The organism is Mesorhizobium sp. LNHC221B00 (assembly GCF_000502935.1).
Lineage (GTDB): Bacteria > Pseudomonadota > Alphaproteobacteria > Rhizobiales > Rhizobiaceae > Mesorhizobium > Mesorhizobium opportunistum.
This window is the reverse complement of the sequence record NZ_AYWR01000003.1, coordinates 140,015-165,255: the sequence shown is the minus strand read 5'-3', so window position 1 is coordinate 165,255 and position 25,241 is coordinate 140,015. Positions and strand designations below refer to the sequence as shown.

26 protein-coding genes and 1 tRNA gene are annotated in these 25,241 nt (G+C 61.1%); 7 read left to right on the top strand and 20 right to left on the bottom strand.

The window, feature by feature from the left end; genetic code table 11:
* Window positions 1-14 precede the first annotated feature (14 nt).
* From ugpC to X741_RS161245, 4 genes are all read right to left on the bottom strand, one after another.
* Window positions 15-1,094, bottom strand: a complete 1,080-nt coding sequence (ugpC, locus tag X741_RS161230) for a sn-glycerol-3-phosphate ABC transporter ATP-binding protein UgpC (protein ID WP_023776475.1) — start codon at window positions 1,092-1,094, stop codon at window positions 15-17.
* A gap of 8 nt (window positions 1,095-1,102) precedes the next feature.
* Window positions 1,103-1,939, bottom strand: a complete 837-nt coding sequence (locus X741_RS161235) for a carbohydrate ABC transporter permease (RefSeq protein ID WP_023776474.1) — start codon at window positions 1,937-1,939, stop codon at window positions 1,103-1,105.
* Window positions 1,936-2,796: a sugar ABC transporter permease gene (locus X741_RS161240; protein WP_013893681.1), complete on the bottom strand. Its 861-nt coding sequence runs from the start codon at window positions 2,794-2,796 to the stop codon at window positions 1,936-1,938. The genes X741_RS161235 and X741_RS161240 overlap by 4 nt, the downstream gene beginning before the upstream one ends.
* A gap of 90 nt (window positions 2,797-2,886) precedes the next feature.
* Window positions 2,887-4,158, bottom strand: coding sequence for an extracellular solute-binding protein (locus X741_RS161245; RefSeq protein ID WP_023776473.1), 1,272 nt, complete (start codon window positions 4,156-4,158; stop codon window positions 2,887-2,889).
* Between the two features lie 104 nt (window positions 4,159-4,262).
* Between X741_RS161245 and X741_RS161250 the strand changes: the two genes are divergently transcribed.
* The 3 genes from X741_RS161250 to X741_RS161260 all read left to right on the top strand — a co-directional run bounded on the left by X741_RS161250 (window position 4,263) and on the right by X741_RS161260 (window position 7,098).
* Entirely contained in the window at window positions 4,263-5,135 is an 873-nt protein-coding gene (locus X741_RS161250; RefSeq protein ID WP_023776472.1) for a helix-turn-helix domain-containing protein, read from the top strand.
* Between the two features lie 364 nt (window positions 5,136-5,499).
* Window positions 5,500-5,575: transfer RNA gene (locus tag X741_RS161255), tRNA-Phe, on the top strand.
* Window positions 5,576-5,787: 212 nt separating this feature from the next.
* Window positions 5,788-7,098 (top strand): integrase arm-type DNA-binding domain-containing protein, encoded by a 1,311-nt coding sequence (locus tag X741_RS161260; protein WP_023729047.1) that lies wholly within the window; start codon window positions 5,788-5,790, stop codon window positions 7,096-7,098.
* A 264-nt stretch (window positions 7,099-7,362) separates the two neighbouring features.
* Here the strand turns inward: X741_RS161260 and X741_RS161265 are convergent, their stop codons facing one another.
* The 14 genes from X741_RS161265 to X741_RS161325 form a co-directional block, all read right to left on the bottom strand.
* Window positions 7,363-8,685, bottom strand: a complete 1,323-nt coding sequence (locus tag X741_RS161265; protein WP_051410395.1) for a type II toxin-antitoxin system HipA family toxin — start codon at window positions 8,683-8,685, stop codon at window positions 7,363-7,365.
* A complete protein-coding gene (locus tag X741_RS0134035; RefSeq protein WP_023689355.1) occupies window positions 8,686-8,979 on the bottom strand; it encodes a helix-turn-helix domain-containing protein in 294 nt (97 codons plus the stop codon).
* Between the two features lie 685 nt (window positions 8,980-9,664).
* Entirely contained in the window at window positions 9,665-9,943 is a 279-nt protein-coding gene (locus tag X741_RS161270; protein WP_023689356.1) for a DUF2274 domain-containing protein, read from the bottom strand.
* Window positions 9,944-9,956: 13 nt separating this feature from the next.
* Window positions 9,957-11,174, bottom strand: coding sequence for a TrbI/VirB10 family protein (locus X741_RS161275; protein ID WP_023776470.1), 1,218 nt, complete (start codon window positions 11,172-11,174; stop codon window positions 9,957-9,959).
* Between the two features lie 10 nt (window positions 11,175-11,184).
* Complete coding sequence (gene trbG / locus X741_RS161280; RefSeq protein ID WP_023776469.1) at window positions 11,185-12,213, bottom strand: P-type conjugative transfer protein TrbG; 1,029 nt, start codon at window positions 12,211-12,213, stop codon at window positions 11,185-11,187.
* Window positions 12,203-12,934: a conjugal transfer protein TrbF gene (trbF, locus tag X741_RS161285; RefSeq protein WP_023776468.1), complete on the bottom strand. Its 732-nt coding sequence runs from the start codon at window positions 12,932-12,934 to the stop codon at window positions 12,203-12,205. Before trbF ends, trbG begins: the two co-directional genes overlap by 11 nt.
* Window positions 12,935-14,257 (bottom strand): P-type conjugative transfer protein TrbL, encoded by a 1,323-nt coding sequence (trbL, locus tag X741_RS161290; RefSeq protein WP_023776467.1) that lies wholly within the window; start codon window positions 14,255-14,257, stop codon window positions 12,935-12,937. It abuts the gene before it with no gap.
* 36 nt (window positions 14,258-14,293) lie between these two features.
* Complete coding sequence (trbJ, locus tag X741_RS161295) at window positions 14,294-15,019, bottom strand: P-type conjugative transfer protein TrbJ (RefSeq protein WP_023776466.1); 726 nt, start codon at window positions 15,017-15,019, stop codon at window positions 14,294-14,296.
* The gene (gene trbE / locus X741_RS161300; protein ID WP_023776465.1) at window positions 15,016-17,466 is read right to left on the bottom strand and encodes a conjugal transfer protein TrbE; all 2,451 of its coding nucleotides are present in this window, start codon (window positions 17,464-17,466) and stop codon (window positions 15,016-15,018) included. Before trbE ends, trbJ begins: the two co-directional genes overlap by 4 nt.
* Entirely contained in the window at window positions 17,460-17,732 is a 273-nt protein-coding gene (locus X741_RS161305; RefSeq protein WP_023776464.1) for a VirB3 family type IV secretion system protein, read from the bottom strand. The genes trbE and X741_RS161305 overlap by 7 nt, the downstream gene beginning before the upstream one ends.
* The gene (locus X741_RS161310; protein WP_023669260.1) at window positions 17,732-18,040 is read right to left on the bottom strand and encodes a TrbC/VirB2 family protein; all 309 of its coding nucleotides are present in this window, start codon (window positions 18,038-18,040) and stop codon (window positions 17,732-17,734) included. Before X741_RS161310 ends, X741_RS161305 begins: the two co-directional genes overlap by 1 nt.
* 11 nt (window positions 18,041-18,051) lie before the next feature.
* Window positions 18,052-19,020: a P-type conjugative transfer ATPase TrbB gene (gene trbB, locus X741_RS161315; protein ID WP_023776463.1), complete on the bottom strand. Its 969-nt coding sequence runs from the start codon at window positions 19,018-19,020 to the stop codon at window positions 18,052-18,054.
* Entirely contained in the window at window positions 19,017-19,430 is a 414-nt protein-coding gene (locus X741_RS161320; protein WP_023708017.1) for a CopG family transcriptional regulator, read from the bottom strand. Before X741_RS161320 ends, trbB begins: the two co-directional genes overlap by 4 nt.
* A gap of 120 nt (window positions 19,431-19,550) precedes the next feature.
* The gene (locus X741_RS161325; RefSeq protein ID WP_023776462.1) at window positions 19,551-21,581 is read right to left on the bottom strand and encodes a conjugal transfer protein TraG; all 2,031 of its coding nucleotides are present in this window, start codon (window positions 21,579-21,581) and stop codon (window positions 19,551-19,553) included.
* Between the two features lie 383 nt (window positions 21,582-21,964).
* On the opposite strand from X741_RS161325, the gene X741_RS161330 reads away from it, so the two are divergent.
* Window positions 21,965-22,804, top strand: coding sequence for a hypothetical protein (locus X741_RS161330; RefSeq protein WP_023776461.1), 840 nt, complete (start codon window positions 21,965-21,967; stop codon window positions 22,802-22,804).
* Window positions 22,805-22,843: 39 nt separating this feature from the next.
* Here X741_RS161330 and X741_RS161335 read toward each other — a convergent pair whose 3' ends face one another.
* Complete coding sequence (locus tag X741_RS161335; RefSeq protein ID WP_023776460.1) at window positions 22,844-23,215, bottom strand: TIR domain-containing protein; 372 nt, start codon at window positions 23,213-23,215, stop codon at window positions 22,844-22,846.
* Between the two features lie 106 nt (window positions 23,216-23,321).
* On the bottom strand, window positions 23,322-23,597 hold the full coding sequence (locus tag X741_RS161340) for a hypothetical protein (RefSeq protein WP_023776459.1): 276 nt from the start codon (window positions 23,595-23,597) through the stop codon (window positions 23,322-23,324).
* A 116-nt stretch (window positions 23,598-23,713) separates the two neighbouring features.
* Between X741_RS161340 and X741_RS161345 the strand changes: the two genes are divergently transcribed.
* From X741_RS161345 to X741_RS161355, 3 genes are read left to right on the top strand one after another with little or no spacing between them, the layout of a single operon-like run.
* The gene (locus tag X741_RS161345; protein ID WP_023776458.1) at window positions 23,714-24,199 is read left to right on the top strand and encodes a toll/interleukin-1 receptor domain-containing protein; all 486 of its coding nucleotides are present in this window, start codon (window positions 23,714-23,716) and stop codon (window positions 24,197-24,199) included.
* A gap of 47 nt (window positions 24,200-24,246) precedes the next feature.
* Window positions 24,247-24,642 (top strand): TIR domain-containing protein, encoded by a 396-nt coding sequence (locus tag X741_RS161350; protein ID WP_245272652.1) that lies wholly within the window; start codon window positions 24,247-24,249, stop codon window positions 24,640-24,642.
* Between the two features lie 43 nt (window positions 24,643-24,685).
* Window positions 24,686-25,234 carry a hypothetical protein gene (locus X741_RS161355; RefSeq protein WP_023776456.1) on the top strand — a complete coding sequence of 183 codons (549 nt, stop codon included), beginning with the start codon at window positions 24,686-24,688 and terminating at the stop codon, window positions 25,232-25,234.
* Window positions 25,235-25,241 lie beyond the last annotated feature (7 nt).

The window sequence follows — 25,241 nt, the reverse complement described above, 5'->3', positions numbered from 1 at the left end:
GGAGGGGCGGCCAGTCAGCGCAGCCGCAGCCCCTTTTCGTCGAACAGGTAGGATTTGCGGATGGAAACGGTGACTTCGGACGTGTCGGGAACCTTGGCCGCGTCGCGCTGGATCACCACATCTTCGCCGTGCGCCGTGCGGGCATAAAGAAAGCTCGTGCCGCCAAGGTGTTCGATCACGTCGATGGCGACAACGAGATCGGTGTCGCCTTCTCCGGCGACGCCGAAATGTTCGGGCCGCACGCCGACAATGACCTTCGTCCCGGCCTCCGGCGTGGTGCCGCTCAGCGGCTGGGTGATGCGGGTTTTCTCCTGGCCCGCCAACTCGACCACGACACCACGCGCATCGCGCCCGACGATGTGGCCCTTGATGAAGTTCATCTTCGGCGAGCCGACAAACCCCGCCACGAACAAATTGTCGGGATCGTCGTAGAGTTCGAGCGGCCTGCCGATCTGCTCGATATGGCCGGCGCGCAGCACGACGATCCGGTCAGCCAGCGTCATCGCCTCGGTCTGGTCGTGCGTGACATAGACCATGGTGGCGCCGAGTTCCTTGTGCAGGCGCGAGATCTCGACCCGCATCTGCACGCGCAGTTCGGCATCGAGATTGGAGAGCGGCTCGTCGAACAGGAACACCTGCGGCTCGCGCACGATGGCGCGGCCGATGGCGACGCGCTGGCGCTGGCCGCCGGAGAGCTTTTTCGGGCGCCGGTCCATCAGTTCGCTGATGCGCAGGATCTCGGCCGCCCGCTTCACCCGCCGCTCCGTGTCGGCCTTCGGATTGCCGGTCATGCGCAATCCGAACGAGAGGTTCTGCTCGACGCTCATATGCGGATAGAGCGCATAGGACTGGAAGACCATGGCGATGCCGCGGTCGGCCGGCTCGACGTCGTTGACAGCCTTGCCGCCGATGGCGATCTCGCCATCGCTGATGTCCTCGAGCCCGGCGATCATCCTGAGCAGCGTGGACTTGCCGCAGCCGGAGGGGCCGACGAAGACGACGAACTCGCCGTGCTTGATGTCGATGTTGGCGCCGTGGACGACCTCGAAGGTGCCGAAGCGCTTGACGACATTGTTGAGCGTAACGGTTGCCATGCTGGCCCTTACTTGATCGCGCCGGCGGCGATGCCGGCGATGAAATGGCGCTGCAGCAGCACGAAGACGACAAGCATCGGCACGGTCAGCATTACGGCGCCGGCCATGATGCCGCCCCACGATACCTTGGTGAGGCCGATCAGCGTACCTAGCGCCACGGGTGCGGTCATCGAGCCCGGCTGGCTGTTGATCAAAAGCGGCCAGAGATAATTGTTCCATGACGCGAGGAACAGGATGATGGCGAGTGCGGCCAACATCGGCCGCGCCAGCGGTAGCGCGACGAACAGGAAGATGCGCCACTCCTTCACGCCTTCGACGCGCGCGGCGTCGAAAAGGTCGTCCGGCATCATCGAGAAGCTCTGCCGCATGAACAAGACGCCCAGCGAATTGAACAGCGGCGGCACGATCAGCGCTACCCAGGTGTTGGCGAGTTGGAAGTCGCGCGCCACCATGATGAATTGCGGGATCAGCACGACCGCATAGGGCAGCGTAATGGTGCCGAGGATGATGGCGACGACCACGCCCTTGCCGAAGAATTGGTAGCGCGCCAGCGCCCAGCCGGCCATCGACGTCAACAGCACCGACAGGAAGGTGTAGGTCACCGCCACCGAGACGGAGATGCCGATGGCTCCGACGAAGTTGGTGTCGCGTTGCAGATTGTTGAAATTGTCGACGAAATTGCCGTGCGGCAGCAACTCGATGCCCGGGCTGAATATGCCGTTGTCGGGCATGGTCGAGAACACCACCATCATCCACAATGGAAACAGCCAGATCAGCGCCAGCGGCGTCAGGAAGAGATGCAGCAAGAGGCTGCGTCTCAGGCGGGCCGAGGAGAGCGAGCTCATTGCTTTTCCCTCGTCAGCCACAGTTGCACCAGCGTGATGGCGATCGCCAGCCCCGCCATAGTATAGGCGACGGCCGAGGCGTAGCCGAAATTGAGCGAGCGGAAGCCCTGGCGGTAGAGCAGCAGGCCGAGCGTCTCGGTGCCGCCGCCCGGTCCGCCGCGCTCGGTGATCAGGAACGGCTCGGTGAACAGCTGCATGGTGCCGATGATCGACAGCACCGTGCAGAACACGATGACCGGCTTCAACAGCGGCAAGGTTATGTAGAAGAATTGCTTGAGCTTGCTGACGCGGTCGAGAGTCGCCGCCTCGTAGACATCCTCGGGAATGGACTGCATGCCGGCCAGAAGGATGATGGCGTTGTAGCCGGCCCAACGCCAGGTGACCGCGATCATGATCAAAGCCATCGCCGGTGTGACGTTGGAGAACCAGTCGATCTTGGGCAGCCCGACGCTGTTCAGGAGCTTGTTGACGATGCCGAAATCGAGGCTGAACATCAGCCGGAAAACAGCCGAATAGGCGACCTCGCCGACCACGACCGGAGCGAAGAAAGCGAAGCGATAAAGCCCCCTCGCCTTCAACAGCGGCGAATTCAAAAGCACAGCCATCACCATGGCCAGCGCGATCATCACCGGCACCTGGATGACGAGGATGAGCAGCGTGTTCTTCAGAGCGTTGAAGAAGGCCGGATCGCCGATCAGCCGGCCCCAGTTGAAGCCGGGGGCAAAGCGCCAGGGCACCGTGCGCGTCGCCTGGAACGAGATCATGAACGAGGAGATGATCGGCCACAGCCAGAAGACGGAGAAGATCAGGAGATAGGGAGCGAGGAAACGATAGGCCGTGGCGTTACGGTTGCGCATCATCGTCCTCCTTCTCCCGTCGATGTTTCAAGCTGGTGGTCCGCGCGGGTCCGGGCGGCGCGAGTGCCGTCCCGGACCCCGTCTGGGAGGTCATGACTTGACCGGCAGTCCGGTCGCCGCGGCGATCTGGCTGGCGGCATCGTCGAGCGCTGCCTTGGCGTCGGCATAGCCGCCGGCGAGATATTTGGTCTGCACCGCGCGCATGATGATTTCGGCGTCGCTCTGGAACTGCGTGCCACGGCTGGGGACGACCTTGGGCAACGTGCCGAGGATATCCTTCCACACAGCCTGGCCACCCCAATAGGGCAGGCCTTCCGAGACGTAGGGATCATTCAGCGCCGACACCAGCGAGGGGACGAGACCGAATTCCTTCAGCATCGTGATCTGGCCCTCATTGGTTCCGAGCGTGTATTTCAGGTACTCGTAAGCCGCCTCCTTGTTCTTCGACACCGAGGTAATGGCCAGCGATGAGCCGCCGAGATTTGCGGCGCGCGGGCCGTCGGAGGTCAGGCTCGGCATCAGATAGACGCCCCATTTACCGTTTTCGCCCGCCGATTCGGTACGGATGGTGCCTTCATACCAGCCGCCATAGACCTGGGTGGCGACCGTGCCGGCGGTGTTGTTGGTGATCTTGGTGCCCCAGTCGGCCGAGGACATGATGCCGGCATCCTTCATGTCCTTGATCTTGGCCAGCGTATCGACACATTTCGGCTGGTTGACCGTGATCGACTGGCCGTCCTCGGCGAAATAGGAGCAGCCTTGCTCGTTGGAGATCATACGGAAGAATTCGGTGTCGCCGTTGAAATCGGCATTGGTCATCGAGACGCCCGGATTGGCGGCCTGGATCTTCTTGCCGGCGGCGATGAAATCGTCCCAGGTCTTGATCGACGCCGGATCGACACCGGCCTTTTCGTAGAAGTCGCGGCGATAGAAGGCGGCGACCGGGCCGGAATCCCACGGCATCGCATAGGCCTTGTCGCCGACTTCGAGCTCGGTGCGCTTGAAATCGGGGAATTTCTTCTGGTCTTCGGCGCTGTAGCCCAGCGTGTGCAGGTCGACGAAGCAGTCGGGGAACTGGCTCCAGTAATTCTCGGCCTCGCCGTTCTCTATGGTGACGATGTCGGGCAGGCCGACACCGCCTGCGGCACAGCCGGCGATCGACTTGTCATAGGTCGGCTGGTTGCCGAGATCCTGGACCGTGACCTTGATGTCGGGATGCAGCTTGTTGAAGCCGGCGACCGTCGCCTTCAGCGACGAAGCGGCGACGTTCCAGCTCCAGATGGTGATTTCGCCAGATTGCGCGAATGCCGGGGCTGAGCCCAGGGCAAGCGCAAGCGCGGCGCAGGACAGTTTGATGCGCATTGAAATCCTCCCATTTCATTTGCTCTCTCTGCGAGCCTGGCTAGACTATGCAGCGCGGAAGGCTTGTCCCGGACAAAGGGAATAAGGAATTGGCGGAAAGTAAGATGCCGGAACGGCCGTTTTACCAGCCTGGCGCCAGCAGCGTGGAAGGCCTGCCGCTGCTGTTGCAGATGTTTCACACCACTCCCCTGGTGATGCTCAAGCCGCACTGGCATGCCCAGGTCGAGGTGAATTTCATCGTGCGTGGCAGCGTGCACTACCGCATGAACGAGCACGAAATCTCGCTTTCGGCCGGTGAGATGTGCCTGTTCTGGGGCGGCCTGCCGCACCAGATGGACGATTTGAGCGACGACACCGTCTATGCCGGCGCGCATCTGCCGCTGGTGCATTTCTTCCGGTTGCACCTGCCGGCGGACATTCGCCATCGGCTGATGACGGGCGCGACGCTGGTGACCGGCGCCACCGATCAATCCGACAACGACAATTTCGCCCGCTGGAACCGCTATGCCCGCTCGGGCGACCCGACCAAGGCCGAGCATGCCGTCAACGAACTTCTGCTGCGGCTGGAGCGGGTGCGGTTCGAGCCTTACCGGCTCGTGCCCGAAACCGCAGCCGGGCACGAGACGGGTAGTCCCTTCGACCAGCAATCGTCGCGCAATGTCGGGCGCATGTGCGATTTCATCGCCGAAAACTTCCTCTACGACATCGATTGCGTGAACATTGCCGGGGCGGCCGACATCCATCCCAAATACGCCATGAGCCTGTTCAAGAAGTCGACCGGCATGACGTTGAACGAATATGTCAACCTTCTGCGGTTGAGCTACGCACAGGCGCTGTTGATGCATCAGGACGCCAATGTGCTCCGCGTTGCCATGGATTCGGGCTTCGGTTCGCTCAGCGCCTTCAACAAATCGTTCCGCAAGCTGGCCGGCATGACGCCCTCCGATTTTCGCAAGGGCCTAGCCAGCGCCAGATAGCCCGCAGGCCGGTTGGGGCCTGGCCAGGGATGCGAGCACATTTCGGCATCTCGCCCATCGCCGCATCTCACCGCATCTCGCCGCATCTCAATTGTCGGCTAAAAGGCAGGTCGGGCTGCCGGCAAAGGGCAATCGCGGGCTCGGGCAAGGATGCCGAGGCCCGAAACAGTACAGGCCGCGCGCCATTCCGGGGATGAAAGCAGCATGGAAAGGGACCCACCACACTGCACGTCTTTTCCTGTCTGAAATCGCAACCTAGGCGCTGGACAGGCCGAATTCCCGTGCTATAACCCACGCGCTTTCAAAGGGCGCCTCACGGCGCCTTCGTGAAATCCGGTCAACGCAATTTCGGTTGCCGGAACAGGCCCAGATAGCTCAGTTGGTAGAGCAGCGGACTGAAAATCCGCGTGTCGGTGGTTCGAATCCGCCTCTGGGCACCATCCCCTCTTCTCCCGACACTCCGTTTAGCCGAACCGTCTACGCTGCAGCTTCTGCAAGCGACTGGAATTATTGATCTTTTGCTGTCGCATTGCGCAATTAGGCGTGACAGAGAGCGCTTCGGGCGCATTTGATCCAACGAGGCGGGGGGATGGTATTTCCGTTGGTATTCGACATCCTGATGGTATCGAAACAGCCAAGGGAGACCTGACGAATGGCCCTATCCGACGTGAAATGTCGAAACGCCCGCCCTGCTTCCAAACTCGCGAAATTGTCTGACGGGGGCGGGCTGCAGCTATGGGTACAGCCCACGGGCTCTCGCCTCTGGCGGCTCGCCTACCGCTTTGACGGCAAGCAGAAACTGCTCGCGCTGGGCAGCTATCCCCTTATCTCTCTCGCCGAGGCACGGGAGGCGCGCGATGATGCTAAAAGGCTCCTGCTAGCTGGCGTCGACCCTGGAAAGGAACGCAGCTTGCGGAAGGCCGATTCGGCAAAGGACTCCTTTCGCTCAATCGCGGACGAATATGTTGACAAGCTGAAGAAGGAGGGACGTGCCGACCGGACGATCAGCAAGGTCAAATGGCTGCTCGACTTTGCCTATCCGATAATCGGCGACAAGTGCATTCGGGAGATCGAGCCGGCCAGCATCCTTACCGCCCTCCGTCGCGTGGAGGTTCGCGGTCGATATGAGTCGGCCAGGCGACTGCGCTCCACCATCGGCAGCGTGTTTCGATACGCGATCGCGACCGCACGCGCCGAGACAGATCCGACCTTCGCCCTCAGAGGCGCACTCATCAGTCCGAAGGTAACGTCTCGCGCCGCGATTACCGATCCGAAGGCCTTGGGCGGTTTGCTGAGGGCGATCCATGCATTTGACGGACAGCCTACAACGCGAGCCGGTCTGAAGCTGATAGCGCTGCTGTTTCCCCGCCCAGGCGAGCTTCGCGCCGCTGAATGGGAAGAGTTCGATTTTGAAAGCTCGGTGTGGACGATCCCTGAAGCACGCATGAAAATGCGACGGCCGCACCGCATACCCCTATCAAAGCAAGCGATCAGCGTCCTGACTTCACTGAGAGAAATCTCTGGTGATGGATCGCTGCTGTTTCCTAGTGTTCGATCGGCTTCGCGTCCGATTTCCGACAATACCCTTAACGCCGCACTGCGTCGTATGGGTTACAGCAAGGAAGAAGCTACCGCGCATGGTTTTCGAGCAACGGCATCAACTCTGCTGAACGAATGCGGCAAGTGGCATCCGGACGCGATAGAGCGGCAGCTGGCCCACATTGAGAACAACGACGTTCGGCGCGCCTACGCCCGGGCAGAGCACTGGGACGAGCGCGTCGAGATGATGCAGTGGTGGGCCGATTATCTGGATGAACTCAAGAGCAAAAACCTGCGGGTGATCTCAATCGAGGGACGCCGCAAGCCTGCTGTCCACACACCAACGCGACCATCCACTTTGAAACCAACAGAGGCCGTTCATCAAACGCCGATACAAATCTCCAACCGCCGGAAATCATACTGACCGTCGAAAAACGCCACAACTCGACGCCAAATCGTAGGCCCGCATTGTCAGATTTTCCGGAGAGAAAGTTGACCGCGTTCGGCAGGAAGCTGCCGTTCTGCAGCCGACCCCATTTCCGTCATTCAAGCTGCCGATGGCCGGTTCCGAAACCGGCCATCTACCCGGCCCGGGGCCGCGCGCTATTAGAGCGAGAATCCCGTGGGCAGTGTGCGGTCCGTCCGTTTCGCCGGCATTAGTCCGTGGATCCGCTATCCCCGCCCGACTTTAACCTCCACAACCTTCCTCTCCATAGATCCGGGACAAGCCCTTGATGCGCGTCGCGATCGCGTCGACGAGGCGACCAACGATCTCATGGATGATCCCCTCCTGGCGAAGCTCTTGGGCGCACTCCGATGCCATATCGGGCATCACCGCGAGCTGATGGCGGATCGTCCGCACCGTGTACTCGCCGCCAACCTTTGCTGAGGACGCACAGCGCCCCCAGTGGCGCGGCATGATCTCCTCGATGGGATAGACTCTGTCGATCTTCATCGCCAGTTTAAGGTCGCGCATCTCAGATTGGATCTCTCCCCCGAGGTGCGGCAGAATGGAGGAGATGTCGTAGAGCGGAGCTAGGCGGGCCTCGCCCTGGGCTCCGAGCAGCATCGAGTAGTTCTTTGCATGCGCGTCCGTGCCGGCGATGATCCAGTTGAAGACGTTCGCGGCCATGAAGATCTGACGGTCTTGGACGGGGTCGAGGGAGGCCGACAGCACCTTTCTGGAGATCGTCGTGATACCTGGCCCACCCTGGTTCTCGTACTTGAGCGTCGGCATCACCGACAGGGCCTGGCACATGTCCTCCTGATGGATGCGGATGGTCTTGCCCTCGTTGTTGCGGCGGTCGTAGCGCTCGATAACGATTGCCTTTTCGCCTGCGAAGTCGAGAACCTGGCTATGTGCAGCGTCCATGCCGAGCTTGGATGCAAGCTGCAGGCAGAAATGCTCGTTCTCGGTATGCCCGTGCAAGTGCGGCAAAGGCGGCTTGAAGATGTGTGTCGTGGGCGTGTCGCCTAGAGGGATCCCCCAGCGATTGCTGCCCTTATCGAAATGGAACGCCGTCTTTGCCTGCGCACCAGCGAGACTGAACTGACCAGGATCGCCGATTCGCCGGGTCGCTGCACCATCTTTGCGCAGATCGCGCAGGCGGTCGCCGATCTGCGCCTCGGTGAGCAACTCCACGTTCTCGCCGCGGGAAATCTGGTCGCCACGCGAAAGGAACTGGACGGCGCCGGCGCAGTCGCGGCCGACATTCTTGAGCAGGGCAAACGGGTTTCGGGCGGAGACCTGGAACCTCTGCGCCCATCTGGCGAGGGTCTGCTCATTATCCGGCAGTAGGCCCCAGAGGAATGCCTCGACGACCTTGCCCTCGTAGGTCCTGGTGATCGTCGGCAGGGACAGGGAGAGCGGGATCGCCACCGGGCCTTCCATCCATGCCTCGTGATAGGAGAACGAAAGCTTGCCGCCCTGCAGGTGGTGGAGCCCCCCAACCGGTCTGCCAGCGATATAGACGTCGAGGGTGTCGATCGGGTTCATCATGATCATCGTCATCTAGAGCTTGTAGGGAATCTCGTCGTCGTCATCGTCGACATGCCGTTCATCGGCATTATGATGATGATCAGCCGACGTCGGCGCCGGCGGGATCTGAAAGTCCATCTCCACACCAAGCGTGGTCAGCGCCAGTAGCACGTTGCCGATCTCGGCGCTGGGCTTGCCGTTCTCGATCCACGACACCCACGTCTGCGTCGTGGTGATCATTTTGGCCAAGGCAGCCTGTGACAGGCCGCGCCGGGTGCGGGCCTCCTTGATCAGGATTCCAATGTCGCGAGCTGTTCTGATCTTCATGGCGTATACGATTTCTGTATGAGCTAGCCTGATATAGGCTCGTATATGACGGGTGTCAATATACGTCACTATATCAATTTAAGGCTATATAGGTTCACATATCGACAACCTTCATATACTAACGTATATAAATCATTGCGCCACGCAACAATGTGCGATCGACCTTTCGCCACGGTACCATCGAGAATGACCGCTGGTCGAGAACTCAACAACTTGTCGGGGCCGGGAGCGATCCGGTCCGCTATTCAATTACTGTTGGCGAGAAGTTGTCATTCAGCATCCGGTCTGGCGGCATCGTGACAAGATCGATTTTTTGTCCGAAGAGAACGAGGCCGGCCGCAAGAAAAAGCCACGGCTTTTATGCACTTATTGTCTAGCAGGCTTAGTTGTTCCCCTGAAACTTGAATCTCCCTCAGACTCAGTGTCTTCTCAGGGTAACCGCTGGGAATTAGACATGCCTTCAGGCTCGTTTCAACACCGCGTGTGGCAACGGATTGTCGCGTGCTTTCCGACGCCGGCGCACCTCGATGTACAGGAGCGCAATCATCGCTTCCTTGAAGAGGCGCTCGAACTCGCTCAGGCGAATTCCTGCACAAAGGAGGAGGCACTCGAACTGGTGGAGTACGGACCGGCGGCAACGCGGTCAGCATCAAGAACCTAGCGTGCTCCAAAACGACACCAAGCGCTAACCGTTGTCCAGTGTGGAAGATGATTGCCTTCGTGGTTTCTCCGACGCGCCGGCGCCCGGCAGACCTTCCTTTCTGGCCTTGGCAAACGCCCGGTCGCCTTCCAGGAACCCGACCAGCATAAAGGGGATCAGTTCCGCCACCGTTTCGGACTCGCCATAGGTCTCACGGTAAAGTGCGGCATAGTCGTTGAGTGCTTGGCTCAAGTCGGCGCCAACGGTGATGGTGATCTTCGAAGGTGTCCGGTCCGGAAGTTTTCCGAGTTTCAGGTTAGCCATGAAGTCCTCCTGTTCACCCCGTGTATGGCCGCAACACGAGGTCCTTGTGCACGATGACGCGCAACGGCCAACCAGGGCGCACGGTGATCGTGGGTTGGACGTTCAGGTTCTTTTCAGTGATCCGTTGGCCCGCTTGACTGACGTTCTGCTGGGTGGATTCACGAATTGCCTTGACCAAGTCGCTTTCATTTTCCCCAAAGCTCAACTCGGTACCAACCCCCAGCAATGTGGCCACCGCGACGCCCTTGATCAACTGCCAAGTATGGAAATCCACCTTGTCCTCAAGCCCGGCATAGCCGGCCGCGTCGGTCACGGGCAGATTGTCGATTTCGGTAGAGGAGCCGTTCGGCATAACGATGCGTTGCCACACCAACAGAGCGCGCCTTTGCCCAAAGGCTACAACGCTGTCGTAGGTGCCGATCAGCCGTGAGCCCTGCGGGATGAGCAGGATGCTGCCGGTGACGCTGTCGTGCACATTCTCGGTGATCTGGGCGACGACAAGGCCGGGCAGATCGGAATTGATGCCGGTGATCAGGCTTGCAGCGATCACGCTACCGGCCATGATCTGATAGGGCGAAGCCGGCGTCTGCAGTGCATGCGGGTTGTAGATCCCGCCGGTGTTCCGTTGATCGATGAAATCGAGCTTGCGCTGTTGATTGTTCTGGTCGCCCTCGGCCGGCGCGACGGAAGCTCGCTGGCCTTCGGCATCTGGCTGCGGAGACGCCGTCTCGAAAGGGGAACGTCCGCCCTGCCCATTGCCAAAAGCTTCCGCCTGCTGGGGCCGGTTTTCGATGCGGAAGAGGACTTGCGACTCGCGCGCCTCAATCGCTTGTTGTGCAAGCCGCTGCGCCTCGGCGGAAACGTCTTGCCCAGGTGCGATGCCAAGCTGGCGCTGGTGCTCGAGAATAGGACGGCCGAGATCCCCGGGCAGCGGCGGTCCAAGCACCGGAGCCTTCGGCTTGCTCCCGGAATAGTCCTTGGGCAGCGATTCAAGTCCCTCGGCGGTCGGCTTGCGGTCCGTGCTGTAGAGCTCTTCGGCCTGCTGTTTCAGGCGCAATGCGGGTCCCCGCAGCGCCATCATCGTGACGCCAAAAACAGCGCCGGAACCAACAGCAGCGATCGCGACGATTATGCCGCGCCTGAACCGCACCGCTCGGCGGGGCGAGGCTCGCAGCTGCAGCTGTTCGGGATTGAGCTTCGGCGGAGCATTCGGATGGGAAGTATCGGTCATGAGCCTCCCCTCACCTGCCAAAACGCGAAAACAGCGAAACCCGCCGCGGCGGTTTCCGACCGTCGGTTCTCGTAATGCGCACCACCTGCTGCTGTTTGGTGCCCAGCCTTAGCTCGGCCGCAGCAAAGAGGCGATCGACGATGTAGTAGTTGCCGCGCATGCGATAGTTGACGAGCTGGTTGTCCCCGTCGGCTCCGACGATGAAGAGCGGCGGCGCCTCACCTTGGTCTATACGGCGCGGGAATTCGATATAGACCCTGCTGCCATCATCAAAGGCGCGCGTCGGTCTCCATGGTGGCGTGTCGCCGGCGATCGAATAGCGGAAGCGGATGTTTTCGAGTGCTACGTTCGAGGCCGCGGGCATTTCAGCCTCGGCCTGAGCGTTGCGCCGCCGAAGCGCCACGAGTTGGTCTTCGCTGTAAATCCAGGAGAGCGCCGCCATGGCAGTTTTCTCAGTGCTTTGAAGCTGCAGGTGATAGGATCGCCTGTCCGTCGTGATGACCAGATTGGTGGCAAGCCCCGGCGCGAATGGCTTCACCAGCACATGAGTGCGCTGGTCATCGCCTGAGCCACTAACGGTGTCACCGATCACCCAACGGACCGTATCGCCGGCTGAGACCGAGGTCAGCTTCTCGCCCCGCTGCAATGAGATATCGGTGACGCGCTCCGGCGCGGCGTAGAGCTGGTAGAGCGCGCCGTCGGCAAAGGGGTAAACCTGCACCGCATTGACATAGCCAAACTTGGTGGGTTGTTGCGTCGCCGCCTTGTTGGCATCGGCGACCTGTTCTTCCGGCGAGCGCTTATCTGGGGCGGGCTTGCCGGGTGCGGGCATCAACTGACCAGGCAACGGTAACGGTTTCGGCACTTCCACGACCTTGACCGGCTTCTCCGGCGCCTTCTCGATCGCGGCTGGTTTGAAGTCCTCGTGGTCATAGGAAATCTGAGGCGGCGGCACTGGCTTCGAGGCACAGGCCGAAAGAACCGCAGCAGACGCCGACAGGATCAAGGCAGCACGAAGCAATGGGGCTCTATTTGTCATTGGCGGGCTCCTTAGGGGAAACGGGGGTTGGCGCGGCGCTGTCGAGCTCGCGCGACCAGTCGATGGCGTTGATGAAGACGCCGAGCGGGTTCTTGCGCAGCTGCTCGGTTGTCCTAGGCGGGCGGATGAGGATGGTGAGGATCCCGATCCAGCGCGTCGTGCTGGCGAGGCTGCCGCGCTCGAACACCTGCTCGGTCCATTTGACCTGGAACGAGCTGTCGGAAGCCCTGACCACGCTGGTCACCTGCACTGACACGCTGCGCGTGCCGATTTGGCCGAAAGGGTCGTTCGCCTTGGCATATTCGTTGAGGAAGAGCGCCGCTCGGTCGGTGGCAAAGTCGTAGGCCGACAGCCAATTCTGCCGCACCAGAACCGCATCGGTGGAAACCGAACGGACATTCTGGATGAAGCGGCTGAGATGCCAGGCGATCTGGGCATCGTCGGGCTGGTAGTTTTGGACTGCCGGCGCGACCGCGTGCGCCTCGCCAAAGCGGTTGACCTCGACGACATAAGGCACGACGCGGCCCTGCATCGACTGCCACAGAAGCCCACCGGAAAGCCCCGTCGTCAGAGCCAGGCAGCCAAAGGCCATGAAGCGCCAGTTCTTGGCCTGGACGCGCGCCGTGCCGATGCGCTCATCCCAGAGTTGGCTGGCCTTCTGGTAGGGTGTTACGGGTTCGGGCGTCTTTCCATAACGCTGAACGGGTCGCTTGAAGAGCATCTAGTCTTCCTTGTCATTGAGGGAGGGATTGGCGCCGCTTCCGCCCCGATCTCCATCGCGCACCGCCTGCGTGGCAGCATTGCGATGGGCGCGTGCGGTCTGTTCGGAACGCAGACGCCTTGCCCAGACCGGCGCGGGGTCAGAGGCTGCAGCGGGCGAGGTTCCTGTCTTTGACGCGGTCGGCATGCCGCCGGTCGCGGTCCAGCCGGCATCGCGACCGGCGTCGGCACTACGGCGGAATGGTTCTGCTGCGGATCGCATTCCCCGCATCGCGGCGCCGCTAGCGGCACTCGCAACCCCATGCAGCCCAGCAGCTACCCCGGACAGCCCGGACTCGGGCGATGTCGCGCGCCCCGTTTGCCAAGCGACGGTGGCAGCGGACCCCATGGCGGCGCCGGCACGGACTGCGGCGAGGCCGCCGCCTGTTGCCATGCGCGCGCCGGCAAACGCAGCGCCTCCGGCAACGAGCGTTGATCCAGCTGCGGCCGCCGTTGTTCCAAGTGCCGCGCCAGCGCCAAGCTGCGGCGCGCCGGAAACAAGACCCGAGGCAATCCCGGGGCCGAAAATGCCGAGCCCAAGCAGCGCCAGCGCACCCAGCACCTGAGACATGGCCGCCGCCAGGTCCGGCTCCTGGCCCTGCAGGGCGGAAGCGAACTCGCCAAAGAGCGTGGAGCCGATGCCGACGATGACGGCAAGCACCATCACCTTGATGCCCGACGAAATCACATTGCCGAGCACGCGCTCGGCCAGAAACGCCGAGCGGTTCCAGAGCGCGAAGGGCACCAGGACGAAGCCGGCCAGCGTGGTGAGCTTGAACTCGAGGATGGTGATGAAGAGCTGGATGGAAAGAATGAAGAAGGCGATGAGGACCAGGAACCAGGCCAGAAGCAGCACGAAGATGGTGAGCGCGTTACCGAAGATCTCGGGGAAGCCTACTAGCTGGCTCGCTTGATTGAGGAGCGGCCAGGCGCCCTCGAAGCCGGCCGCGGCAATGCGGCCTGGCCGCAGGAGACTGTCGGCGGACAGGTTGCCGGCCGATGCGTTGATGCCGAGACCGGCAAAGGAGCGGTAAATTATGTCGGCGAGGTTCTTGAAATTGTTCAGGACGAAGGCGAAGGCGCCGACATAGAGCACTTTGCGAACAAGCCGGCCGAGAATGTTGGGCTCGCCGCCGAACGCCCAGACCAAGCCCGCGAGCGTGATGTCAATGCCGATCAAAATGGTGGTGAGAAAGGCGACGTCGCCCGAAAGCAGACCGAACCCACTGTCAATGTAGCGGGTAAAGGTCTCCATGAAGCGATCGATGACTCCGAGGTCGTTCATGTCGCCGCCTTCCTCGTTGTCTTGAAGAACTGCCGCTCAGTTGCCGGGATAAGCCGTGCCGGTGCCCAGGAAACGCTTCGTCTTCTCGCGAGCGGCTTCCTCAGACTGCGCCTTGCGCGCCGCATCCTCGGCTTCGGCCCGGAACTGGGTCGCAAGCAGCGTCTGGATCTGCATCTGCTGCTTGGTCGAAAGCGCGATCAGCTGATTGGTAGCCTGGCTTGCCTCGAGGGCACCTGCCGCGCCCTGACTGCGATTGACGAGATCGGTAAGCAGGTCGCCATCGGCCTGCACGTTCTCGACGATCTGCGACTGCGCGCTCATGGTCTGGCGGAACGCCTGCATGGCGCTCTGCCAGCGCTCGCGCGCGGCGCTCGCCACATCGCTGACCTTGATGGTGGCGTCGTAGCTTTCCGGATATTGCTGGCGCCACTGGTCCTGCAGCTTGTCGAGATCGAAGCTCAGGCCGCTCGCCTGGGTCATCAGACCGTCAATCCGTTGGAGCGAGCCGGTAAGCTGGCCCACGGAAGAGAAATCCAGGCGCTGAAGGTTGCGCGCCATGTTCTGCAGCATGGTCGCCTGGTTCTGAAGCGACTGGATTTGGTTGTTGATCTGCTCCAATGCGCGTGCTGCCGACAGCACATTCTGCGTATAGTTGGACGGGTCAAACACGATGAGCGCATAGGCCGGCTGGACGTAGTCAGCCATCGGTTTGGCAATCAGGGAAACGGTGACCAGGCTAGTAAAAAGGCGGCGTCCGATCATGACGATTGCTCCTTGTTAGGTTGAGGAAATTGCTGGAGAAGCTCGGCAGCCCAATCCAGGCCGCGCGCACTGAAGAAACGGGCGGCAAAGCTGCCCTGCCCCTCTGCGGAAAGAATATTGTCGATCAGGGTCTGCGCGGCCGGGTCGGAGGCGCCGCAAAGCGCAAGAGCGATCGGGCCTAGCCCGAGCTCGAAGAGGCGATTGCCGCGGCGCGACTGCAGATAGTAGTGGCGCTTCGGCGTGGCGCGGGCGACCAATTCGATCTGTCGCTCATTAAGACCGAAGCGCTCATAGGCTGCCCGTGCCTGCGGCTCCACCGCACGATCATTGGGGAGAAAAATGCGCTGCGGGCAGCTCTCGATGATTGCGGGTGCGATAGAAGAGCCGGCGATGTCGGCAAGCGACTGCGTCGCGAAGATGACGGAGACGTTTTTCTTACGCAGCACCTTAAGCCATTCGCGGATGCGGGCGGCAAAGAGCGGGTTGTCGAGATAGACCCAGGCCTCGTCGAGCATGAGCAGCGTCGGCCGCCCGTCAAACCGGTCCTCAAGACGATGGAACAGATAGGTGAGCACAGGCAGCACAGCGCCTTGGCTGTGCATCAGCTCCTGGGTCTCGAAACACTGCACATCCGAGATGGCCAGCCGGTCGTCATCGGCATCGAGCAGGCGGCCGAATGGTCCGTCGAGCGTGTAGGGCATCAATGCCGATTTGAGCGCATTGGACTGAAGCAGGACCGACAGGCCAGTCAGCGTGCGTTCCTGCGCCGGCGCGGTGGCGAGGCTGGTGAGCGCCGACCAGATTGCCTCCTTCACCTCCGGGGTGACTGTGACATTCTCGTGGGCAATGAGGCCGGCGATCCATTCGGCAGCCCAGCTCTGTGTGGCCGGGTCGTCGATGTGGCGCAGCGGCTGGAAACCAAGCGCACCATTCGCACCCAACGCATGGTGGTCGCCGCCCATGGCAAGCGCGGCGGCGCGCGCCGAATTGCCTTTGTCGAAGACATAGATTTGCGCGCCAGCGTAGCGCCGGAACTGCAAAGCGATCAGGGCAAGCAGAACCGACTTGCCGGCACCGGTCGGCCCGACAACCAGCATGTGGCCGACATCGCCGATATGGGTCGAAAGCCGAAACGGCGTCGAGCCGCTGGTTTCGGCGAAAAGAAGCGGCGGAGCGTAATCGCCGGTGACCTCGGCAAGGTGCTCGTTCTCCGCTGGACCTGCCCACACGGACGACAGCGGCACGAGATGGGCAAGGTTAAGCGTGTGAACGAGCGGCTGGCGAACGTTGGCGTAGACATGACCCGGCAATGAACCAAGCCACGCTTCGACGGCATTGATGCTTTCGCGAATGGTGGTGAAGCCGAGCCCGTTGACGATCCGCTCGACGGCGCGAAGCTTTTCCGCGGCGGCTTTACGGTTCTGATCCCACACCGTCACCGTTGTGGTGAGATAGCCGAAGCCGACATGATCGCCGCCCAATGCCTGCAGTGCTGCATCGGCATCGAGCGCCTTGTTGTCGGCGTCACTGTCGACGAGAGGCACCGGTTCGTTGGTCACCACCTCGCGCAGAATAGCCGCGATCGATTTGCGCTTGGCAAACCACTGCCGGCGGAGCCGAGTCAGCGTCTTCGTGGCTTCCGCCTTGTCGAGTGGAATGAAGCGCGTCACCCAGCGATAGGCGAAATCCTGGTTATTGAGCGCATCAAGGATTCCTGGCCGGGTGACGTTCGGAAAGCCGAGAACTGTGAGCGTGCGCAGATGCTGCTCGCCCAGCATCGGCTCTAGGCCGCCGGTCAGCGGCGCGTCAACCAGGACGCCGTCGAGATACATTGGCGTTTCCGGCACGGCAACCGGATGACGGCGTGTCGAGATCGTGCCGTGCAGGTACGTCAGGCTCTCGGCATCGTCGAGCGCGCGCACCTCGGGCACGAAGCCCGAAAGAAGATCGAGAACGCGGTCAGTCTCGTCTCGGAACCGGGCAAGCTCCTGGCGCCAGTCTCTTTCCCCTCCCAAGTCATGCGAGTCGACGAGAGCACTTTCCGCGCGCGCTTGGCCATCGGGCCCAGGCATGAAGACCAAGGTCAGATGATAGATGCTCTCGAAATGCGCGACCTTGCCCTCGAAGGCCGCGCGCCGTTCCTCATCGATCAGCCATGAGGCAGCATCGGGAAGGGCCGAGCTCGCATAGCCCAGCGCTTCGATGCGCTCGGCCTCGAAGAATAATGCCCAGCCAGAGCCGAGCCTTCTCAGCGCATTGTTTGCCCGCGCGCATATGCCGATGAGTTCGGCCTCCGTCGCGCTTTCAAGGTCGGGGCCACGAAACCGCAATGTCCGTTGGAAGCTGCCATCCTTGTTGAGCACGATGCCGGGCGCGACGAGTGCTGCCCAGGGCAGATGGTCGGCAAGCCGGTCGGCTTTGCCGCGGTATTCGGAAAGCTTCAGCATGCAAGCCAGCCCTTTTGACGAAGATGACGGACAAGCACGCTGGCAAAATCCGGATCACGCCGTGCGGCAAAGACCGCGAGCGTGTGGCCGGCGATCCAGAGGATCACACCCGCAATCCACTGCTGCAGGCCTAGGCCGATGGCCGCGGCCACCGTGCCATTGAGGATCGCCACCGCCCGCGGCGCGCCGCCGAGCAGGATCGGCTCGGTGAGCGCCCGATGGACCAGAACCTCGAAGCCTTCGATATGCTGCTCTCCGGTGCTCATCAGACGACTGCCCCGCCGCCAAAGGAGAAGAAGGAAAGAAAGAAGCTCGAGGCCGCGAAGGCGATCGACAGGCCGAAGACGATCTGGATCAGCCGGCGGAAACCGCCCGCCGTGTCGCCGAAGGCAAGGGTCAGACCGGTGGTGATGATGATGATCACCGCGAGGATCTTGGCGACCGGCCCCTGCACCGATTCCAGAATCTGCTGCAGCGGCTGTTCCCACGGCATGCCGGAGCCGGCAGCGTGGGCCTGGGCCGTGAGAAGAAGCGCGACGGCGGCGAACGAAAGAAAGCGAAGCTTCTTGCGCATGAGGTGACCTTTCAGAGCTGCTGGAGTTGCGGAAGTGTGAGCGGGGTGACGGCGTAATCGCCGCTGCCGTCGAGACCCGTGACCTCGGCGATCGCGTCAACGCGGCGCGCGGGTCCTCTTCCGGCAATAAAGATGACCAAGTCGACGGCATCGGCGATCAGCCGGCGGGGAACGGTGACAACGGCTTCCTGGGCGAGCTGCTCAATACGATAGAGTGCGGAGCGTGCCGAATTGGCGTGAACCGTGGCAATGCCGCCGGGATGTCCGGTGTTCCATGCCTTCAGCATATCGAGCGCTTCCGCGCCTCTGACTTCGCCGACGATGATGCGGTCGGGCCTCAGCCGTAAGGTCGAGCGTACGAGATCGGCGAGTGTGATGGAGCCCCGCCTCGTCCTCATGGCAACGCAGTCCTTGGCCGCGCATTGCAGCTCGCGGGTGTCCTCAATCAGGATCACCCGCTCATCGCATTCGGCGACTTCTGCCAGTAGAGCATTGGTAAGTGTCGTTTTGCCCGACGATGTGCCGCCGGCGACCAGGATGTTGCGCCGCTCGCGCACTGCCTTCCTCAGGGCATCAGCCTGCAGCGGGAGCATGACGCGATCGGCGACGTAGTTGGCCAGCGTGTAGAGTTTTGCCGCCGGTTTGCGGATGGCGAAGCATGGCGCCAGCACGACCGGCGGTAGCAGACCCTCGAAGCGCTCGCCTGATGGCAATTCGGCACTGACAATCGGACTATCTGCATGCGCCTCGGCGCGTACATGGGAGGCGACGAGCCGGATGATGCGTTCCGCCTCGGCAGGATGCATATGCACGCCTGTATCGACCCGGCCTTCTCCCAACTGGTCGAGCCTCAGCGCGCCGTCGGGGTTGACCATCACCTCGATGACGGTCGGATCGGCAAGGGCCTCGGTGATCGCGGCGCCCATGGCTGTGCGCAGCATGGCTCGGCGGCGGTGGTCCGCTGCGGGATGAGAGTTCATCCTTCGCCTCCGTTGCCATTGCCGTAACCAAGCGAGCGCTTCCCGGAGGCTATCTGGCGACCGACCTGCTCGACGAATTTGTCAAAGCGCTCTTGGGCGATCGCCTGTGTCGCCCGATCCGGAATTGGCGTGTGCGCATGAAGCGTGATTGAAAAGCGGATTAAGAGCGCCAGGCTCTCCAGAGTTATTTCGGCGTCGCGCCTGACATGGTCGAGATCGCGGGAAAGACGGTCCAGCCGCTTGCCGTAGCGCTGGTCGAGCTCGTTTTCACCACGCCGTTCGATGAAGGCCTCGACCGCTTTCGCGACGATTGCCGATTTCGTGGTCGACGGGTTGCGGCTGAGGGTTTCCAGCTTCTCGCTCAATTCGGGTTCGAGCAGAAACTGGTGGCGAATGCGATGGGGCTTCATACATCTCGTTCCGACTGGCCGGCGCTGATGCGCCGGCGGTGCGAACGAACATCGCCGATATCCGCAAAATCGCTTATGGGCGTTATCTACGCCGAGATACGCCTCAGTTGCGGAAAGCGTTCAGAAGCCGGGGATGATGTCCTTGTCGTCGCCCCTTCCCTCGTTGAGGCCGTAGGCGCTCGCCGCGGTAGAAACCCGGTCCATGACGCGCTTGTCTGCGAGTGCCTCGGCGTCATCGTCCGACAGATTGAAGAGGTCATCCTGATCAGGCTCCCGAGAGACGACGACGTGGTCTTCAGGCAGGCCGGGATGACGCTGCTGTTGCACGCCGCTCCCTTCTTCGATTGCCGCGCCGGCGTGTTCGTCATCGGCAGCGAGACGGCGGTCAACACTGCGGACTTGTCCGCTCCAATCGTCGGGGCGCGACGCAGGACAGTCCGCGTACAGACCGTCGCGCAACACCGGCGCCGGCAGCACCCGTTCGGTGAAATTCGGATCCTGGTAATAGCGCAACTTCTGGGCGCGGATCGGCGGCAACCCGGAAACAAGGATTAATTCGTCAGCTTGCGGCAACTGCATCACTTCGCCAGGCGTCAGCAGCGGGCGAGCGGTCTCCTGGCGACTGACCATGACGTGCGAAAGCCAGGGCGCCAGCCGGTGGCCGGCGTAGTTGCGCATGGACCTGAGTTCCGTCGCCGTACCGAGCGCATCCGATATGCGTTTGGCCGTGCGCTCGTCGTTGGAGGAAAAGGCAATGCGCACATGGCAATTGTCGAGAATGGCGTTGTTCTCGCCATAGGCTTTGGAGATCTGGTTCAAGGATTGCGCGATCAGATAGGCGCGGATGCCGTAACCCGCCATGAAGGCGAGCGCGGTCTCGAAGAAGTCGAGGCGACCAAGAGCCGGAAATTCGTCCAGCATCATGAGCAGTTGGTACTTGCGGCTTTTCTTCGGGTCACCTTCCAGCCGCTCCGTCAGTCGCCTGCCGATCTGATTGAGCACCAGTCGCACCAGTGGCTTGGTGCGCGAAATATCCGATGGCGGCACCACTAGATAGAGCGACATCGGTCGTTCCGCATCCATGAGGTCGGCAATGCGCCAGTCGCAGGCCGATGTTGCCGAGGCAACCGTCGGATCACGATAGAGCCCGAGAAACGACATTGCGGTCGAGAGAACGCCAGAACGCTCGTTCTCTGACTTGTTCAGCACCTCGCGAGCCGCCGAGGCCACGACGGGATGGACCCGAGGTGTGTCCGCCGTGCCGAGGTGGTTGGTGGTCATCATCCGCAGCAGTGTCGCGGCAAACGAGCGTTGCGGATCCGACAGGAAAGTGGCGACGCGCGCGAGCGTCTTTTCTTCTTCCGCGTAGAGCACGTGCAAGATGGCCCCGACCAAGAGTGAATGACTAGTCTTCTCCCAATGATTCCGCCGCTCCAGCGCGCCTTCCGGATCGACGAGAATGTCCGCGATGTTCTGAACGTCGCGGACCTCATCTGAACCCCTGCGCACTTCCAGCAGCGGGTTATAGCACGCCGATCTCGAGTCGGTCGGATTGAACAGGAGGCAGAAAGAGAACTTCGACCGCCAGCCGGAAGTCAGCTGCCAGTTCTCGCCTTTGATGTCGTGAATGACGGCCGAGCCGGTCCAGGAAAGAAGCGTTGGAACGACCAATCCCACGCCCTTGCCCGAACGTGTCGGCGCAAAGGCCATGACATGTTCCGGCCCGTCATGTCGCAGATAGTGGTCCTTCAGTTTGCCAAGGAAAACGCCGGCCGGCTCAAACAGGCCTGCCTTCTCGATTTCCCGAGCCGCGGCCCATCGTGAGGAACCGTAGGTGGTGACCAACCCCCTCTGCCGCGCGCGCCAGAGGGAGCCAGCTATTGCGGCCGCACACCCCAAGAATCCGCTGGCTCCGGCAAGCATGCCGGCCTTGTCGAAGACCTCAGGCGCATAGGCGTCGAAGTGAAACCACCATTCGAACAGTTTCCACGGCTTGTAGATCGGCCGGGCCGCCGCGGCAAACCATGGCGCGCCAAGCTGCGGCTGATAGTCCAGCATGTGGGCGCACCATTGCGTTGCCGCCCATACGCCAACGATGACGATGGCGAACACAACTACGATCTGGCCGACAAGGAGCTTCGTCGGTGTCACGGGCACAGCCTCCACTGTTTGGTAGTAGATGGAAGCAGCATGACGTGACGTTCCAGAATATTGAAGATACCCAACATACGCGCCCGTGCGATGCAGTGAACGTTGCAGGCTTGGAAGATTGGGGGGCGTCAAGAAATGTCATCGCGAAGGCACGAGCGAATGACTTGTATGGGCCGACTGTGGACGGTCCGGTTCCGGGCGAAGCACTGGAAAAGCTGACGTTCGGCCAACGACGCCATCTCTGTCCTTCCGAAGCCACTGACGGTCTCCCAGAATCTGCCATTGCTGGCACGCCCAACTTTCGGCTTGATCGGAGCCGTGTAAGAAGACCGTCCGCGCGCGGCTGTACCCTGCCCGCTGGCAAGCAAGTTGAGGGATGCTAGATGGGACAGGCGAAGCAGAAGAAAAGCCGCTACCAACAGCTGCTAGAGGATCATCCTCTGTGCTGCCTTTGCGGTGGCGCGACTAAGTCGTCCACAGTTGATCACATCCCGCCTCAAGCGTGTTTCCCGAAAGGCTACTTCCCCGAGGAGTTTGAGTTTCCGGCGTGCGAAGCCTGCAACGGATCGAGCAAGAAGGAAGACCAGATATTCGGCTACTACATGCAGATGGGGAACCCCGATCTATTTACCAAAGACCTGTGGTCAATGTGGAAGCTACAAGCCGGCATCAAGAACAACTACAAATCTGCACTCTTGAACACAAAGCTGAGCAATCAGGCCAAGGCGGAAGCGCTCACTAAGATGGGTATCCAGGTGCCGCCGGATGCCGACCTGACCAACTTGCCGCTTGCGGGAGCGTCCGATGAGTTTTTCGAGGCTGCGAAGGTCATTGGTCGGAAGCTAGCTTGCGCGATCTACTACAGGGAGACGGGCGGCAAGTTCCTCACAAGGAAGCACTACATCTGGACTGGCACAGTCCATGGCCGCCATCCACGCGCATCGGTGCTGACGGACTACCTGAACCGGATGCTGCCGGACAGAGAGGAGGGCAACCGGCGCAACATCAAGGAGTACGGGCGTAGGTTCGGCTACCGCTACGGCTACAAAGAGAAGGAGGACTTTATGATCTCCGCGTGTCAATTCGGAATCGGCTTTATATGCCTTACCTCCAGCGGCTTGCTTGAAAAGGGCTCAAAGAACATTCCCCCTGAGGATCTTCTGACGATCTTCCCGACGCCCGATGAACGGGCAGCCGCGGCGGCAGAAGCGGAGATTGTATAGCGGCGGATGGCCAGGAACACAGTTGCTGATGTCCCCCCGTTACAAGCCGTCGATCCAGTTGGCGATGTTGTTCCAGGTCCACACCATGGTGTAGACGCCCTCGATCTTAGTGCGATCGTCCTTGTAACACCACATGCCTCGAACCGGTTTGCCCTCCTCGCGGGCACACTTGATCTCCCATTGTTGACCCGTCGACCTCTGAGCGTTCTCGGTGACGAGGACGAGCACGCCATCGGACCGTTTGATGCGAGTGCGTACGCGGGCTTTCCACCCCTCGTCGTACGCCTCCTTCACTGACATATCGATGTACTCGAACGGCGACCGTGTATTGAGCGACTGACCTTTGAGATAGTCGCGAGATCGAACGTCCTCGATTGCAAACGCTACGAACACCACCTTCTTCTCAGCCATTCGACGCTCCCAGGGAATCGAGTTCACGGACAGACAGCCTACTGCAGGCCCGCGATTCTGCCAGCCGCATCGACGCCGCCATGGATGGCGTATCTTTGCTGCAGACCTAAGATCGAGCGAGCGCTTGGACGATGATGGGCAGATATCTCCGCACCTGCTCCCGATCGCTCTCCTTCTCCTTCTCGGTCAGCTCTTCAAAGGAGGTTTCGATCTGCCTCTCCCATCTCTCCACAAGCTCCGCGGGGAGTAACAGACTTCCGTCCGGTAGCCGGGACGCTTGCTCATGAACGAAACGCTGCCAGTGAGACCAGCGTTCGTGCTCGACCGCTGCCAGCTCGTCCGTGATTGAGCCGATGAGTTGGTCGATGCTGGCCTCGTCCATGTGCGCTCCTTTGAAGTCCTTCGTTCTCGACGATTGAGATTTACGGTGAATTCGGAATATTCCCAATAGATCGTGGGCGACTCGGCGCTAATCTTGTGGGAAATGGAGCGACTCGGATGCCGATGAAAGTGTTCATTTCCCATAAGGGTTCAGACAGCGATCTGGCGGAGCGGGTCGCTCGGCGAGTGCGTATCAACGGAATGGACATCTACCTCGACACGATCGATGACGCGCTGACCAAGGATGGTCCGGATCTGGCGGATCTGCTCCTGACCCGGATGTCGTCGTGCCAGCAACTCATCGCCGTCGTTTCGATCAAGACTAAGGACTCCTGGTGGGTGCCATGGGAGATCGGAGTTGGCTCTGAGAAGAATTTCCGCATGGCGAGCTATTCCGAGCAGCACGTCTCCCTTCCGAGCTATCTCTCGAAGTGGCCCGCTCTGCACAGCGACAGGGATGTGGACCTTTATTGCCAGTATTCCAAAACGGCGTCGATCCGGGTGGCTCGCAAGATGGACGAGGTGTTCACCGAAGAGCGCCGCGTCCTGGTCCGTAAGTCGGATGCGCAAGAGTTTCATCGTCAACTCAAGGCCGCGCTGTAGCAAGGGATTCGCGCCCGAGCCGAGTGAAGCGCCGAAAGGGGAGGAGCATGGGTATGACCAAGAAAAAGGTCTTCATCAGTTTTGACTACGATCATGACGAGACGCTGAAAACGTTCCTGGTCGGTCAGGCCAAATTGGCCGACAGTCCCTTTGAGTTGGCGGACTGGTCGATCAAGGAGGCGATAGACGAGAACTGGAAGAAGCACGCTCGAACCCGCATCAGGTCAGTCGACGTGGTTTGCGTCATCTGCGGCAAGCACACCAATACCGCTACAGGCGTCAGCGCCGAGTTGAGAATGGCGCAGGACGAGTTCGTCCCGTATTTCCTGTTGGCGGGCTATTCCTCGGGCGGCAACGTGAAGCCGAGCGCCGCCTTGGCGAGCGACGCCATGTACAAGTGGACTTGGGAGAACCTGAAAATACTCATCAACGGTGGGCGCTAAGCTCAGAAGCTCAATATGGTCGACATTAGTAGCGGGGGTATTCTTGAAAGTTCCAATTTTTCTCAGCAGACCCACGCCTCACCTAGCCACTCAGGAACTATTCATCACCCAGTTCGCTGAGGCTTTGACGCAACGCGGCTTCGAGCCCATCAGCATGGGGCCAGGCAGCAGCTACGATTTCGATGCGCCGCTGGTCGGCATCCGCAGATTACTCACCCATTGTTGCGGTTTGGTATCGGTCGCTTTTCGACGGACTCTTGCGTCGGCGGTTACGAAATATCCGGGCGCCGACCTTCCGGACATGACGGCGCGCGACGACTCCAACGTTTGGTTCACCAGCCCGTACTGCCAGATCGAGCCGGCGATGGCCTTCCAACTCGGCCTGCCCATCTTGATCATGCGGGAGCGAGGGGTATTGGCGGAAGGAGTCCTGGAGAAGGGCGTCACGGGTCTCTATCTGCCCGAATTCAGCCTTGCCGACGGCGCCGGCTTCATTAACGGGGATGAATGCCGCGGCTTGCTGGATCAATGGGGCGGGTACGTCAGGGCCGCCTATAAACGGCGCGGTGACCCGCCTAGACTGTACGATTGAGTCCGCT